We start from the raw sequence: 14,473 nt of genomic DNA, 5'->3' as shown, positions 1-14,473 counted from the left end.
CTTCTGAAAATGTCAACTTTACGTCAAAATCATTACAGATTTATTACAAAATGTTAGATAAAGGCTTGCAATCCTGAAATTGGTATGCTATAATTGTTACATAATTATTAATTGATTATTACCGGGTATTAACACTTGTATAATTCCTGTAATAATTGTAAGAAAAAAATTATGTGGCTGATGCCAATAACAAGGAGTCCCTTATGAAATTCAGAAAGTTACTATTGTGTATGTTAGCAGGGATATTTTTAGCAGGTTTCGCTAATATATACACATATGCAGCAGAAGAAGATCAAAATGTTACAGTTAATACAGATACCACTGATAAAACAGCTGATGTACAGAATACGGCAGCTGATACCAATATAGCAGCTGCCACAGACAATGCAGCAGCTGGTGATACACAAGAACAAAATGCAGCAGAAACCACCGCAGAAACTGCTTCTGCAGTAGATACAGCAAAAGAAGATACCGCAGTGACTGCTGACACAACGGCAAAAGAGCAAGCAACAAAAGCTGCCGATACGAAGAAGAAAGCTGCTGCAAAGACCACCAAAACGACAAAAGCAGTTACGGCTAAGAAAACTGCAACGAAAGAAACCGCTAAATACAGCAAGGCAGATTTAAGACTGCTTTCTGCATTGATTTATTGTGAAGCAGGCGGAGAAGCATACAGTGGAAAGCTTGCGGTAGGTATCGTAGTTATGAACCGTGTAAGAGCATCAGCTTTTCCTGATACCGTAAAGTCAGTTATCTATCAGAGATACCAGTTTGGACCGGTTACCAATGGTGCTTTAAACAAAGCTCTTTCAGAATACGATGCCGGTAAATTTACTTCCCAGAACGAAACAGCCTGTGTAAAGGCAGCCAAAGAAGCTTTAAGCGGTACGAGAGATATTACCATAAGCGGAAAGACGAAAAAGTTTGGCAGCTACTTATTTTTCAGTGGCAGGTTACGTGGATATACCTACAGACTGGGAAATCATCAGTTCAAATAGCATACAACCAATGGATAAAGCTGTTATGATTGCCTTTTACAGGCGGTTGTAGCAGTTTTTTATTTTGCGGTGAATGTATGAAGAATCCTATTGGAAAATTCCAGATGATTTTAATTGACTTGTGGTTTTCTTTGTGTTACACTGAAAAAAGTTCGCAAGGACAAAAATTTTTGAAAGGATAAGATTATTCCCTATATAAAGAATAATCTCCGTGTGAAAGAGCAATGAGAAGAACATACATTACCGGCAAATTAAATAACGGCTTTTTATACGGGATGTCCTCGCTTTCTTAAATTTGACCAAAAGTTTCAGGTGGCATATGTTATATCACCTTTCATAAAGTAGGTTACAAAGAAGATGAACATTTTCCGTTTAGGAAGATGTTTTTTTATTGCCCGAAATAATATGGAAACAGACCAATGCTTAAGAGAGAGGAGAATGCATATGTTAGATATTAGAAATGTAACAATTATTAACAGAGAAGATAGCAGATGTTTGATAAAGGATTTTAGTTTTACTTTGAATAAGGGAGAGAAAGCAGTTATTATCGGAGAAGAGGGAAACGGTAAGAGTACTCTGCTGAAATTTATTTATGGCAGGAAGCTTTTAGAAGATTATTGCGATTATTCAGGACAGGTAACAGGAAGTGTTAAATGCGGATATTTAAAGCAGGAGGCAACAGAGGAGTGGCTATTAATGAGTCCTGCAGAATACCTGGGAGATTGTGATATCTATGGCATCAGAGATGAAAATATCTGGGCACTTAATCCGGATCCGATGATATTTACCTCCACAGATCCTATAAAAAATCTATCCGGAGGTGAGCGGGTTAAGCTGCAGTTATTAAAGTTACTGTCAGAGGAGCCGGAAGTTCTTCTTTTGGATGAGCCTACCAATGACCTGGATATTTCTTCCCTTACCTGGCTGGAGGAGTTTATCAACCGGACCGATAAGCCTATTCTTTATGTATCCCACGATGAAACCTTGATAGAACATACCGCAAATGTTATAATTCATTTAGAGCAATTAAAAAGAAAGACAGAACCTCATATCACGGTAAGCTATATGACCTATGAGGAGTATAAGACACAAAGAATGGCTGCCCTTAACAAGCAGGAGATGACAGCCAGAAAACAGAGGGAGGAATATGAAGATAAGGCGGAGCGGTTCCGTCAGATTTATGATAAAGTGGAATACCGTCAGGATACCATCTCCAGACAAAACCCGGCGGGGGGAAGATTATTAAAGAAAAAGATGAAGAATCTAAAATCCCAGGAGAAGAGGTTAGATAAGGAAAAAGATGAATTCCTTGAGATTCCCGATACGGAGGATGCTATTCTCTATGACTTTCCTGATACTATCAATATTCCAAAGGGTAAAAGGATACTGGAATTTTCCCTTGAGAAGTTAAAGGTAGGAGAGGGTGAGGAAGAAAAGGTTCTTTCGGAAAATATATTTCTGCGGGTTATGGGACCGGAACATATTGCTATTATTGGCGATAACGGGACCGGAAAGACTACCTTGCTTCGTAAGGTTGCAAAGGAACTGCTTGAAAGAAAAGATGTAAAGGCAGCTTATATGCCGCAGAACTATGAAGAAGTATTAGATTTTAAACAAAGGCCGATTGATTTTCTAAACACCAGCGGCCGGAAAGAGGATATTACCAAGGCATATACCTATATGGGAGGCATGAAGTTTACCAGAGATGAGATGGAACATGCCATAGGAGACTTAAGCGGGGGTCAAAAGGCTAAGCTGATTCTTCTTAAGATGATATTAGAGGGAGCAGAAGTCTTACTATTAGATGAACCTACAAGAAATCTAAGCCCTCTTTCAAACCCTGTAATAAGAGGTGTACTGTCTGCTTATAAGGGAGTAATCATAAGTGTTACCCACGACAGAAAATATATGGATGAGGTAGCACAAAAGCTCTACCGTCTTACTGAAAAAGGGCTTATAAAAGTAGAAAAATAACTGAAATCAAAAGACAACGAGAGGAGAACATAATGATTAAAACCATTGTACTGGATATCGGGCAGGTGTTGGCAGCTTTCCGCTGGGAGGATTACTTAAAGGACTGTGGCTATGGAGAAGAAATAAGAGAGAAGGTGGCAAGAGCCACCGTTCTCTCAAAATACTGGGGGGAACAAGACAGAGGAGCACTTCCGGAAGAAGAGATAATTTCGCTTTGCTGCGAACTGGATCCGTCCGTGGAAACGGAAATCAGAAAGCTTTTTAAAGATATTACAAAAACTGTTGTGGAATATCCCTATTCCGGAGATTTTATCAGAAACCTGAAAGAGAATGGCTATAAAGTCTATCTTTTATCCAATTACGGAGGAAGAAACTTTGCCTATGCGAAAGAACATTTTACCTTTATCCCGGAGACAGACGGGCAGGTAATATCCTATGAGGTGAAGCATATTAAGCCGGAGAAAGAAATTTATGAGGCACTTATCCAAAAATACGGTTTTGATCCGAAGGAAGCTGTGTTCTTAGATGATTCTGCAGCAAATCTTGAAGGAGCGAAAAGGTTTGGTTTTCATACAATCCTGTTCACAGAGTTTGAGAAAGCTCTTTCCGAGTTAAGAATGCTGGGAGTGAGGATATAAGCTTATGGAACGTGACGATATTATTATACGGGGTGCCATTGTACATATATTGGATTCCACCATAGGAATGCCGGTACTTTCGGACCAGCTTTTGGAACTGGGACCGGACTTAAATGACTTTCTGCGAAGTCATATTTACAAGATAGCTGTCAGTGATGATAAGAAGAACTGCCGTTTTAATGACGAAGAGGGCTTTTTGTACCAGTGTATCAAAAGCTTTACTGAGGATAACATAATATCTGCAAGCCAGGAGATGGCTGGCTTTCTATATACTATTATGAATCAGAATATTACCATTCCGCCGGGAGATTTCTTCATAGTTACCTATCAGACGGGCAGTACCCCTTACCTTGCCCTTCTGAAAATGAATTATAAGGAAACCTATATTCATTACGCCTACTCCCAGGAAGGAATCAATTATAACGATATTATCAAACAGAAGGTAACTCTGCCTTCAGAGGGTGCGAGGCTATCAGAGGCGGTATTAATAAATCTGCAGGATTTTTCCCTGCAGTTGGTAGAGCGCAAACATGAGATAAACGGAGTGAAGACCAATTACCTCTCGACGATGTTCTTACAATGTGAAACAGAGCTGTCCCAAAAGAGTAAGCTTAACATTATAACCAAGGCCGTAGAGCAGGTGCAGGAGAAGTATTTTGGGAATGATTTTGATAAAGCAATGGAAGTAAAATCTGTTATCCACGAGGAATATACCAATCAGGGAGCAATAAACGTAGAAAATATCAGTGAAAAGCTCTTTGGGGAACAGGCAGAAATCAAGGAAGAATTAAGCGAAAAGCTTAAAAAATACAATTTGGAAGCAGAAGAAGTAAAGCCCATCAACAAACAGACCACGAAAAAATTCGAAAAGCAGTACCTGACTACGGATACAGGAATTGAGATTAACATTCCAATGGATCAGTATAATGATAAAAATAACGTTGAATTCATTAATAATCCTGACGGTACCATATCCGTTCTGATTAAAAATATTAATTCCATTACAAGTAAATAGTTAACACTGCGGAGGTAGCAGAATGAAAGTAAGGAGAATTACCCTGTTTCTTGGAATTATGATGATAATAGCTGTTTTATCAGCCTGCCATAGAAAAGAAAAGGAAGAGCCGGTAGATGTTACAATAACACCAAGTCCTACCCTTACCGTAACCCCGGAGGTAACAGAGCCGGTAACCCCTACGTTGACTCCGTCTCCCTCTGGTTCAGAGGAGGATGGTAAAGAGTCCGAGGAAGAGATAAAAGAGGAAGAGGATGCAGAGGCGGAAAACGGTGAAGCAGAATTAACAGAGGAAGAAGCAGCCGATTGCATCAGAAAGGCACTGGAGGATGAAGCTTATTACTATGAACTGCTGGATGACCATCTAAATGTCAGCGACAGGATATATTATATCTATCAGGTTAGTGATGGGGGCAAGGTATCCTTACCAAACATCATTGTAGACAGAGCGTCCGGTAAGGTAATGTGCTATAGCAGTGACGGAACGATTTCTTCCATTACAGAGCATCCTCTCTACAAGAAATCGGGAGCTTCACAGAATGCAAATAATTCGAAAGAGCAAACAGGTATTACAAAAGAAGAGGCTCTTAAACTGCTGGAAAAAATCCCGAATAAGACCTTGAAGTTATCAAAAGATCTGACGGAATATACGATTATTTATGATGATTGGATTACCAATATCAAAGGAGTTGACTGCTTTGGAATAAGCGTCTATGAAAAAGGGGATTTAAAAGATACCGCCGCAGGCTTCTATTATGTGGCAACGGACGGCAGCAAGATTTACCGGTACGATGTTGTTAAGGATAAGACCAAGGATATTACCCCGTAGAAAGAGTTAAAAAGTCCCATTGTTTTTCTTCGTATACCGAAGGCAAACAATGGGACTTTATTTTATTGAGCTGTTTATTCGCCAAATGCCTGATTGAGATCATAGATTAAATCTTCTGAATGTTCCGTACCAATAGAAAGACGGACGGTATTAGGCTTGATGCCGGAAGCTAAAAGCTCCTCTTCATTCATCTGGGAATGAGTGGTGCTGGCAGGATGGATAACAAGGGATTTTACATCTGCCACATTGGCAAGGAGTGAGAATAACTCCAGCTTATCGATAAACTCCATGGCTTCCCTGGCTCCGCCTTTGATTTCAAAAGTAAAGATGGAGCTTCCGCCATCTGGGAAATATTTTGTGTACAGTTCATGATAAGGGTTATCTTTCAGGGAGGGATGGTTTACTTTTTCTACCTTTGGATGCTTTGCTAAAAATTCTACGATTTTTAAAGTGTTTTCCACATGACGCTCTACACGAAGGGAGAGCGTCTCCAGGCCCTGTAAAAAGAGGAAGGAATGAAAGGGACTAAGGCAGGCGCCGGTATCTCTCATCAGAGTAACGCGGATTTTGGTGACATAGGCTGCGGCACCCACGGCTTTGGTAAAGATTACACCGTGATAGCTTGGGTTGGGCTCTGTAAGGCCGGGGAATTTACCGGAAGCCTCCCAGTCAAATTTACCGGAATCAATAATTACACCGCCAATAGAGGTTCCATGTCCGCCAATAAATTTGGTAGCGGAATGTACGACTACATCGGCACCGTATTCAATAGGGCGAAGCAGATAGGGTGTGGCGAAGGTATTGTCAACAATCAGCGGAATCTTATGGTTATGGGCAACTTCGGCTATAGCAGCAATATCGATGATATTAGAGTTGGGATTTCCGAGACTTTCTATGAAGATTGCCTTGGTATTGGGTTTAATTGCCTTTTCAAAACCATCCTCTTCATCGGGGTCTACAAAGGTTGTTGTAATACCATACTCCTCTAAAGTATGTGCAAAGAGGTTGTAAGTACCGCCGTAAACGGTTATGGCAGAAACAATATGGTCACCTGCATGGGCAATATTGGTAACGGCATAATGGACAGCCGCAGAACCGGAAGCAGTAGCAAGAGCAGCAACACCGCCTTCTAAGGCAGCAATTCTCTTTTCAAAAACATCTGAGGTGGGATTTGCCAGCCTGGAATAGATGTTGCCCTCTTCTGTTAACCCAAACCTGCCGGCAGCCTGCTTGGCACTGGGAAAAACGTAAGAAGATGTCTGGTAAATCGGAACGCAGCGGGCGTCAGTTGCGGGATCAGGCTGTTCCTGTCCTACATGCAGCTGCAGGGTTTCAAAATGATATTTGCGTTTCTCTGACATAATAACTCCTTTCGTGAATATCAAATCTTTGATTTGATATTCCTGAATACGTAGTTGAAAAATTCATTTTTCAACATAACTCCTTTCGTGAATATCAAATCCCTGATTTGATATTTTTATATAACATAATCATTTCCGGTAAGGCTGTTTTGCTTATCAACCAAATCTGCCAGGGTTATATTGTCTATCACATTATTGATGGCCTCATACAATTCTTTCCAGACCTCCAAGGTTGCACATTGACTGCTTCTTGAACAGGGATCGGCCCCTTCCTCTAAGCAGCTTACCGGTGCCATACTGCCTTCAATCAGTCTTAAAATCATTCCCACCGTATATTCTTCCGGTGCTTTGGCAAGACGGTAGCCGCCTTGGGCTCCTCTTATACTTTTCACATACCCGGCTCGGCTAAGCTGGGTAATAATTTGCTCCAGGTATTTATCGGATATTTCCTGCCTGGCAGAAATGCTCTTAATTGTGACGTATTCACCTGTGTTGTGAAGAGCCAGGTCGAGCATCAAACGCAATGCATAGCGGCCTTTAGTCGATATTTTCATCGATTCCTCCTTTATGAAATTTATTTATTACCTTATAATAACATGGGAATAGTAGGATTTCAAGAGGCAATGAAAATTACATACTAAATATGTAAATATTTTATAAAGTTATTGTATTTGACAAACAAGAGATTTGTAAATACAATAATGGATAATAAGAAAGAATAAAAAGAAGGGTGCATAAGTTATGAAGCGGATGGCCAGAAGAACAACGAAAGGGCAGATAATGCTGATAATGTTTCTGTTTGTAGTGCCGCTTTTGGCAATGCTGCTTCTTTACAACGTCTATATGCTTCGGGTACTCAATGAAAAGATAACCCAGAATAACGAGAACACCATATATTTATACGAAACTCTTCTGGAACAGGATATAAGCAGCGCCCAATACTATCTTTCCAACTCTCTGGCAAATGACAGAAGCTTTCTTAGATGGAATTACCAGTTAAATGCCTTGGAAGTCTACATGTGCGGACAGGATATCCTGGGAAAGTACGAGGATTATCTGAATACTCACAAAAATACAATTGGTATCTTATTTGCGTACTCCACAAAGTATGATATGCTCCGCATCAGCTATAACGGCGATGAGACCTATAAGTATGGGCAGAAAACTTCTATAAAGAAATATCTCTATAAAATTATCACAGAGAATAAAGTAAATTCCGGCTGGACTGTTTATGATATCGATGGAAATAAATATGTGGTGCTGATATTAAAAAACGGTACCACCTATGCCGGTGCTGTCATAAATTTTGATTTGGCTATAAAACCGCAGGATAAGCAGGGAAACAAGGGCATGGATTTTTTGATGTATGCCTCTATAGATGGAGAACCTCTGATTTACCAGGATTATATAAAGGATAACGGAATTGAAATTAAACAGACCAAGAAAAGATATTATATAACAGGCAGCAGCCATGACTTTATGATAGTGCAGCGGCCGCTGTCTTCTGCCGGAATTAATCAGCTTTATATTACACATTACCAGGGACTTCTTAATTATATGGATGTCAGCCAGATAATACTGTTAGCGATGTCCGGCCTTATCACTCTGGCATTGCCCTTTGTATATCTGGTACTTCGAAAAACTTATTTTATACCCCTAAACCGCCTTATCACAACTATGGAGTCCATTAAGGAAGGTAATATGGAAGCCAAAATGAGTGAGAATTACCAAATCGATGAATTCCTGCAGGTAAGCAAGACCTTCAATGAAATGATAGAGCAAATTAAATGGATGAGAATTGCTGCTTATGAAAAAGAGATGGAAACAAAAAATACGCAGATGCAGTACCTGCAGATTCAGATCAGACCTCACTTCTTTTTAAACTGCCTTAAGAACTTTTATGCTCTTGCAGAGCAGAAGAAATATCAGGAAATACAGGACATGATACTGGTCCTTTCGGATTATCTTAGAAGAATGTTTCGCAATAATTCTGTATTAATATCGGTATCCGATGAGATGGAGAATGTCAGGAACTACATTTTATTGCAGCAAATGACCCTTTCCAACCCTCCAAGCTGCAACATTGATATTGATACAAGCCTGATGGATTTTCGGATACCGCCCTTATCCATTCTGACATTTGTTGAAAATTCTGTAAAACATGGAAGACAACTTGACAGAGACTTGATAATATCCGTAAGAATTTCCTTAATAAAAGATGAAACAGAATCTTATGTATGTATTACCATTTTAGACAACGGAACGGGTTTTTCAGATGAGGTTTTGGAGAAGATAAATGGTACCAAAGGAGAACTGGACAGGGAAAATATTGGAATTAGCAATGTAAAGAAGAGAATAGAATTGATTTACGGAGATAAAGGTACGATTCTATTCAGCCGTTCCAACGGTTCCTGTATCGAAATCTATCTGCCCTATAAAGATAAAGCAAATGAGGTAAACGGATGACAGTATTAATCGTAGATGACCAAACTATTGTAGTCAGCGGAATACTTTTTGGAGTAGACTGGAATAAGCTTAAAGTAAACCGCACTCTTAAGGCATATAACGCCTACGAGGCAAAAAAAATCCTAAAGGAATACCAGGTTGATATTATGCTTTGTGATATCGAAATGCCTGCGGAAAACGGATTAAGTCTTTATGCCTGGACCAAGGAACAAAATATGGATTTAGAATGTATCTTTTTAACGGCTCATGCTGATTTTATGTATGCAAAAGAAGCGATAAGGCTTGGAAGCTTTGAATACATTCTCCAGCCGGCACGTTATGAAGAGGTGGAGAATGTTATCCTTCGTGCCATGGAAAAGATACGGGTCAAAAGAAAAAAGACAGAATACTCCTCTTATGGAAAGACACTTTATGAGAAAAAGGATGTTCTTTTGGAAGGATTTTTAAAGGAAGTGTTTTTGGGAACAGGGCAGGATGTGGAAACTTCCTGCCAGACCTTAGAGACTCTGGGAGTTCGCCTAAAGACCGGTAAGTTAGGGTATGCCTGCCTGGTACATATCCAAAGGTGGAGTATGGCAATCGATTCGTGGGAGTCGCAGCTGCTTCGTTATACTATGAATAATATAGTGTCGGAGTTATTTTCCTATTATGGACAGAAGATACTGCTGCTTCAGATGGACAGGGAGAATTATGTGTTTGCAGTTTACACGGAAGAAATCAATGAAATGGAAGAGGAGGCGGTTTACCGTCAGCTAAGCCAGCTTATTGAGGTATATGACAAATATTTTCTTTGCAGAATTGCCTGCTATTTTACCGGCTGCCAGGAGGTTGGCGAGCTGTCGGTATGCATAAAAAGCCTTATAAAGCAAAGAGAGGATAATGTGGCTCTTTTAAGCAGGGTGTTTGTACCGGATAAGGCAGGCAGGATTACGGAAAATGAAGAAATGAAGCAGAATTTATGCGCAGGTTTAGAGGAGCTGTTACTTAATGGTGCGGCTGAAAGTCTTCAAAAAGAGGCCTTTTTAATCCTTGACCGTATATATGCGGAGGAAGGGCTTGGAGGAGATTTTCTTAGAAGGTTTTATCATGAATTTATGCAATTGATTTATACTGTTTCAGACCGTCTCGGCATTAAGCCCAGCCATATATTTGAAAACCAGGAGGTCCTAAAGCGGTCTTTAACGGCATATACCTCTGTGGAAGAAATGAAATGGCTGGTATGGTATGTGGCTGCTTTCTTTAATGAAGCCCTAACTTCGGACGAAAAGCAGAAGAATCAGATAGATACGATGCTGCAGTATATCAGAAGCAATCTGGATAAGGATATCCGCCGGGGAGATATCGCTAATCTGGTATTTCTTAATCAGAATTATGTTTCAAGGCTGTTTAAAAATGAAATGGGTGTTTCGCTGAAAGAATATATCATACTGGAAAAGATGAAGTTAGCGCAGGCCTTATTAAAGTCCACCAATATGTCCATCAGCATGATTGCCTCTAAGGTAGGTTATACGAATTTCTCTCATTTTTCCCAGACCTATAAAAAAATAATGGGTGCCGCGCCAATGGATGACCGGCTGCGGGGAGATACAAAATAAAAAAAGTTACATTTCTGATAAGGAATGTAACTTTTTTGCTGATATAAGAGCAAAGTGGTTATTTTATTAATGATGAAAGGTAACAGAATTGGTAGAGCTAATTAAGATGTAAGTGTAAAATGGTAACATAAACAAAGGAAGGAGCAAAGAGGAGTAATGAAAACTATATTTGGTAAAAAGATCACAGCCTTGTTTTTGACAATAGCGATGCTGACAGTAGCTCTTGCCGGCTGCAGCTCATCTGGAAAGAAGGGCGATGAAACACAGACACAGGGGAAAGAGGAGGATACTTACACCGTTACGATTTATGCACCTTATGCAGCTACAACAGAGGATTGTGATGCAATTGCAGCAAAGGTTAGTGAAATAACAGAAAAGCTAATTGGCTGTAAGGTTGAACTGGCACGTAATGTTACGAAAGAGCAGCTTAACCTTGCACTTACATCGGGAGAAAAGCTGGATTTATTCTATGCATTTCCCTGGGAGGTTTCCCTTCCTTCTATGGCATCCAGTAACCAGATTGTAGCCATAGATGATTTACTAAAGCAATACGGACCTGACATGTTAAGTTCCATATCCGCCGATGACTTTAAGTGCGTAACAGTCGGAGGCAAAGTTTACGGCATACCGATGAACAAAGATAAAGCACAGGCAAGAGGCTTTTTAATGGATAAGGCCATTGCAGATGAAGTAGGTATTGATTACACCGTAAAGAAGACCTATGCAGAGCTGGAAGCAGACTTACAAAAAGTAAAGGAAGCTCATCCGGATATCTGGCCTATCGTAGCCAATGCCGGTACAATGATGAGACCTTTACCGGCCGATACCCTGGGAGATTCCCTTGGAGTACTTGAAAATGCCCTCTTAGACAGTACACAGATTGTTAACCTCTATGATTCACAGTCTTATAAAGAGTATGCAAGCTATATGTACAAATGGGTGCAGAATGGGCTTATGATGCCGGATGCAGCAAATACTACAGAATCCTATGATACTTTAATCCGCTCCGGGGTGGGTTTTGGTACCTTTACTCCCATCAAAGCCGGTTTTGAGGCAGAGGAAACCAGAAAATGCGGCAAAGACATTGTTGCAGTTACCATGTATGATGCACATTCTATAACCACTATGGTTAATGCCGCCTGGTGTATTGCAAACAACAGCAAGAAACCTGATAAAGCAATGCAGATGTTAAATCTCATGTACACAAATCCTGAAATAGCCAATCTGCTTGTAAATGGCATTGAGGGCAAGAACTACAAATATGTGGATAAAGATAAGAATATTATTGCTTATGCAGACGGCGTAGATGCTTCCAATACGGGATATTCCGTTGTAGGCTGGGCATGGCCGAATGAACAGATAACTTCCGTATGGCAGGGAGATGACCCGGACGTATGGACAAAGCTTGGCGAATTCAATAAGTCAGCCAAATCTTCACCGGCTAAGGGCTTTGTTTGGGACAATTCCAATGTATTAAATGAAGTTACAGCCTGCCAGAATGTGGTCAGCAAATATGAGGCCAGTCTGGATTGTGGTTCTGTTAACCCTGATGAGGCACTCCCGAAAATGAATGACGAGTTAAAGGCAGCAGGGCTTGATACGATAATCACGGAAAAGCAAAAGCAGTTAGACGCCTGGCTGGCAGCTAACAAATAATTCAGAGATAATATCCGGTAGTGCGGCAAAGCCTGCCGGATATCTGATTTAAAGGATAAAGGAGTCCGACATGAATAAAACCTCCAGCAAGCTAAAACACAAACTAAGACAATTTAAAAAATTCCTGCCTTTTTATCTGATGATGCTCCCGGGAATTTTATATCTGATTATCAATAACTATATTCCTATGTTTGGAATAGTCATGGCATTTAAAAAGTTTGACTATAAATTAGGAATGTTTAAAAGTCCGAATATTGGTTTTAAGAACTTTGAATTTCTTTTTGCCACCAAAGATGCCTTTACGATTACCCGAAATACCTTAGCTTATAATGCTGTATTTATCATAATTGGCACTGCCGTGTCCATTGCAGTAGCAATCCTCTTAAATGAAATAAGAGCAGATAAGGCAAAGAAGATGTACCAGACAGTAATTCTTATCCCCTTTCTGATTTCCATTGTAGTTGTCAGCTATATTGTGTATGGATTTTTAAATACCCAGACAGGTTACTTAAATCAAACTATCCTGCCTTTGTTTGGAAGAAAGTCAATTTCCTGGTATTCCGAGCCGAAATACTGGCCGTTTATTCTGGTAATAGTGCAATTATGGAAGAGCTTTGGCTATAACTGTATTATCTATTACGCAACCTTAGTGGGAATTGATAAAGGATATTATGAGGCAGCTGTCATTGACGGGGCGGGACGTTTCCAGCAGATACGTTATATCACCCTGCCCGGATTAAAAGTAACCGTTATAACTTTGACCCTAATGGCTATCGGGCGTATATTCTATTCTGATTTCGGTTTGTTCTATCAGGTACCGATGAACAGCGGAGTACTTGTGGACGTTACTAATACGATCGATACCTATGTATATAGAGGACTGACCCAGTTAAATAACCTGGGAATGGCTGCTGCGGCAGGCTTTTACCAGTCTGTGGTAGGCTTTCTTCTGGTTCTTACTGCCAATGGCATCGTACGAAGATTCAGCAAAGAAAACGCACTGTTTTAAAGGAGAATACCTATGGTAGAAAAAAGTAAAACATTTCAAATAATCGCCCATGCAATCATGATATTGCTGTGCCTGTTCTGTATCATTCCCATTCTGCTTCTTATCAGTTCCTCCATTACAGCAGAGAATGTATTAATGAAAAGCGGTTATAGCTTTATTCCAAGAAAGATTGACCTGATCGCTTATAAGTATCTTCTTTTTGATACCAATTCCATTGTCAGAGGCTATACGGTCTCCATAGTTGTTACGGTCATAGGGACACTTATCAACCTGACTCTAACCACTTTACTGGCCTATCCCTTATCAAAAAAGAATCTGCCGGGGAGAAATATTCTTGCTTTCTTTGTATTCTTTACCATGCTTTTTAACGGCGGTCTGGTCCCTTCCTATATGATGTGGACACAGACGTTTCATATTAAGAATACCATTTGGGCACTGATTATTCCCAACCTGATGCTTGGAGCTTTCAATGTTATTATGATGCGGGCTTACTTTACTACCAATATCCCCGAAGAGGTCATGGAAGCTGCCAAAGTTGACGGGGCAGGAGAGATGAAAATATTGCTGCGTATTGTACTTCCCATGTCCCTTCCCATCCTTGCTACCCTGGTGCTTTTAGTCGGACTTGGATATTGGAATGATTGGATAAATGGTCTATACTATGTAAATAAGGATGAATTCTACAGTATTCAGGTATTTTTAAATAAAATGCTCCAAAATATCGAAATGCTTAGAAAGGCTGCGGCTGCCGGAGCCTCCGCTGCCTCCATGCCCTCTACGGCAATCCGTATGGCAGTGGCTGTAATCGGTGCTGTTCCAATTCTGATTGTTTATCCGTTTTTCCAGCGGTATTTTGTAAAGGGAATTGTGATTGGCGCAGTAAAGGGCTGATACTGATTGCAAATAATATTATTGTTAATAGGAAGGTGAGG

12 protein-coding genes are annotated in these 14,473 nt (G+C 40.2%); 10 read left to right on the top strand and 2 right to left on the bottom strand.

Going from position 1 to position 14,473, the window contains the following annotated elements; translation table 11 throughout:
• The first annotated feature begins 203 nt into the window (after positions 1 to 203).
• The 5 genes from BUF11_RS07395 (at position 204) to BUF11_RS07375 (ending at position 5,454) form a co-directional block, all read left to right on the top strand.
• On the top strand, positions 204 to 998 hold the full coding sequence (locus tag BUF11_RS07395) for a cell wall hydrolase (protein ID WP_073588196.1): 795 nt from the start codon (positions 204 to 206) through the stop codon (positions 996 to 998).
• Positions 999 to 1,442: 444 nt separating this feature from the next.
• Positions 1,443 to 2,972, top strand: a complete 1,530-nt coding sequence (locus BUF11_RS07390) for an ATP-binding cassette domain-containing protein (protein ID WP_073588195.1) — start codon at positions 1,443 to 1,445, stop codon at positions 2,970 to 2,972.
• A 32-nt stretch (positions 2,973 to 3,004) separates the two neighbouring features.
• Positions 3,005 to 3,610, top strand: a complete 606-nt coding sequence (locus BUF11_RS07385) for an HAD family hydrolase (protein WP_073588194.1) — start codon at positions 3,005 to 3,007, stop codon at positions 3,608 to 3,610.
• Positions 3,611 to 3,614: 4 nt separating this feature from the next.
• A complete protein-coding gene (locus BUF11_RS07380) occupies positions 3,615 to 4,625 on the top strand; it encodes a nucleoid-associated protein (protein ID WP_073588193.1) in 1,011 nt (336 codons plus the stop codon).
• Positions 4,626 to 4,647: 22 nt separating this feature from the next.
• Entirely contained in the window at positions 4,648 to 5,454 is an 807-nt protein-coding gene (locus BUF11_RS07375; RefSeq protein WP_073588192.1) for a hypothetical protein, read from the top strand.
• Positions 5,455 to 5,528: 74 nt separating this feature from the next.
• On the opposite strand, the gene BUF11_RS07370 is transcribed toward BUF11_RS07375, so the two are convergent.
• Both BUF11_RS07370 and BUF11_RS07365 read right to left on the bottom strand, forming a co-directional pair.
• A complete protein-coding gene (locus tag BUF11_RS07370; protein ID WP_073588191.1) occupies positions 5,529 to 6,815 on the bottom strand; it encodes an O-acetylhomoserine aminocarboxypropyltransferase/cysteine synthase family protein in 1,287 nt (428 codons plus the stop codon).
• A 116-nt stretch (positions 6,816 to 6,931) separates the two neighbouring features.
• Positions 6,932 to 7,369 carry an RrF2 family transcriptional regulator gene (locus BUF11_RS07365; protein WP_073588190.1) on the bottom strand — a complete coding sequence of 146 codons (438 nt, stop codon included), beginning with the start codon at positions 7,367 to 7,369 and terminating at the stop codon, positions 6,932 to 6,934.
• A 187-nt stretch (positions 7,370 to 7,556) separates the two neighbouring features.
• Here BUF11_RS07365 and BUF11_RS07360 point away from each other — a divergent pair, with 187 nt between their 5' ends.
• The 5 genes from BUF11_RS07360 (at position 7,557) to BUF11_RS07340 (ending at position 14,432) form a co-directional block, all read left to right on the top strand.
• Positions 7,557 to 9,281, top strand: coding sequence for a sensor histidine kinase (locus tag BUF11_RS07360; protein WP_073588189.1), 1,725 nt, complete (start codon positions 7,557 to 7,559; stop codon positions 9,279 to 9,281).
• Positions 9,278 to 10,876, top strand: coding sequence for a response regulator transcription factor (locus BUF11_RS07355; protein WP_073588188.1), 1,599 nt, complete (start codon positions 9,278 to 9,280; stop codon positions 10,874 to 10,876). The genes BUF11_RS07360 and BUF11_RS07355 overlap by 4 nt, the downstream gene beginning before the upstream one ends.
• A gap of 156 nt (positions 10,877 to 11,032) precedes the next feature.
• Entirely contained in the window at positions 11,033 to 12,532 is a 1,500-nt protein-coding gene (locus BUF11_RS07350) for a DUF3502 domain-containing protein (protein ID WP_073588187.1), read from the top strand.
• Between the two features lie 70 nt (positions 12,533 to 12,602).
• On the top strand, positions 12,603 to 13,541 hold the full coding sequence (locus tag BUF11_RS07345) for an ABC transporter permease (RefSeq protein WP_073588186.1): 939 nt from the start codon (positions 12,603 to 12,605) through the stop codon (positions 13,539 to 13,541).
• 12 nt (positions 13,542 to 13,553) lie between these two features.
• Positions 13,554 to 14,432: a carbohydrate ABC transporter permease gene (locus tag BUF11_RS07340; protein WP_073588185.1), complete on the top strand. Its 879-nt coding sequence runs from the start codon at positions 13,554 to 13,556 to the stop codon at positions 14,430 to 14,432.
• Positions 14,433 to 14,473 lie beyond the last annotated feature (41 nt).

It is taken from the genome of Anaerocolumna xylanovorans DSM 12503 (assembly GCF_900143645.1).
Lineage (GTDB): Bacteria > Bacillota > Clostridia > Lachnospirales > Lachnospiraceae > Anaerocolumna > Anaerocolumna xylanovorans.
The sequence above is the reverse complement of the archived record's forward strand: the minus strand, read 5'-3'. Positions and strand labels throughout refer to the sequence as shown.

Excerpts from the sequence above, each read along its gene's own strand:
- BUF11_RS07395 (WP_073588196.1), top strand. The coding sequence starts at position 204 with ATGAAATTCAGAAAGTTACTATTGTGTATGTTAGCAGGGATATTTTTA.
- BUF11_RS07390 (WP_073588195.1), top strand. The coding sequence starts at position 1,443 with ATGTTAGATATTAGAAATGTAACAATTATTAACAGAGAAGATAGCAGA.
- BUF11_RS07385 (WP_073588194.1), top strand. The coding sequence starts at position 3,005 with ATGATTAAAACCATTGTACTGGATATCGGGCAGGTGTTGGCAGCTTTC.
- BUF11_RS07380 (WP_073588193.1), top strand. The coding sequence starts at position 3,615 with ATGGAACGTGACGATATTATTATACGGGGTGCCATTGTACATATATTG.
- BUF11_RS07375 (WP_073588192.1), top strand. The coding sequence starts at position 4,648 with ATGAAAGTAAGGAGAATTACCCTGTTTCTTGGAATTATGATGATAATA.
- BUF11_RS07370 (WP_073588191.1), bottom strand. The coding sequence starts at position 6,815 with ATGTCAGAGAAACGCAAATATCATTTTGAAACCCTGCAGCTGCATGTA.
- BUF11_RS07365 (WP_073588190.1), bottom strand. The coding sequence starts at position 7,369 with ATGAAAATATCGACTAAAGGCCGCTATGCATTGCGTTTGATGCTCGAC.
- BUF11_RS07360 (WP_073588189.1), top strand. The coding sequence starts at position 7,557 with ATGAAGCGGATGGCCAGAAGAACAACGAAAGGGCAGATAATGCTGATA.
- BUF11_RS07355 (WP_073588188.1), top strand. The coding sequence starts at position 9,278 with ATGACAGTATTAATCGTAGATGACCAAACTATTGTAGTCAGCGGAATA.
- BUF11_RS07350 (WP_073588187.1), top strand. The coding sequence starts at position 11,033 with ATGAAAACTATATTTGGTAAAAAGATCACAGCCTTGTTTTTGACAATA.
- BUF11_RS07345 (WP_073588186.1), top strand. The coding sequence starts at position 12,603 with ATGAATAAAACCTCCAGCAAGCTAAAACACAAACTAAGACAATTTAAA.
- BUF11_RS07340 (WP_073588185.1), top strand. The coding sequence starts at position 13,554 with ATGGTAGAAAAAAGTAAAACATTTCAAATAATCGCCCATGCAATCATG.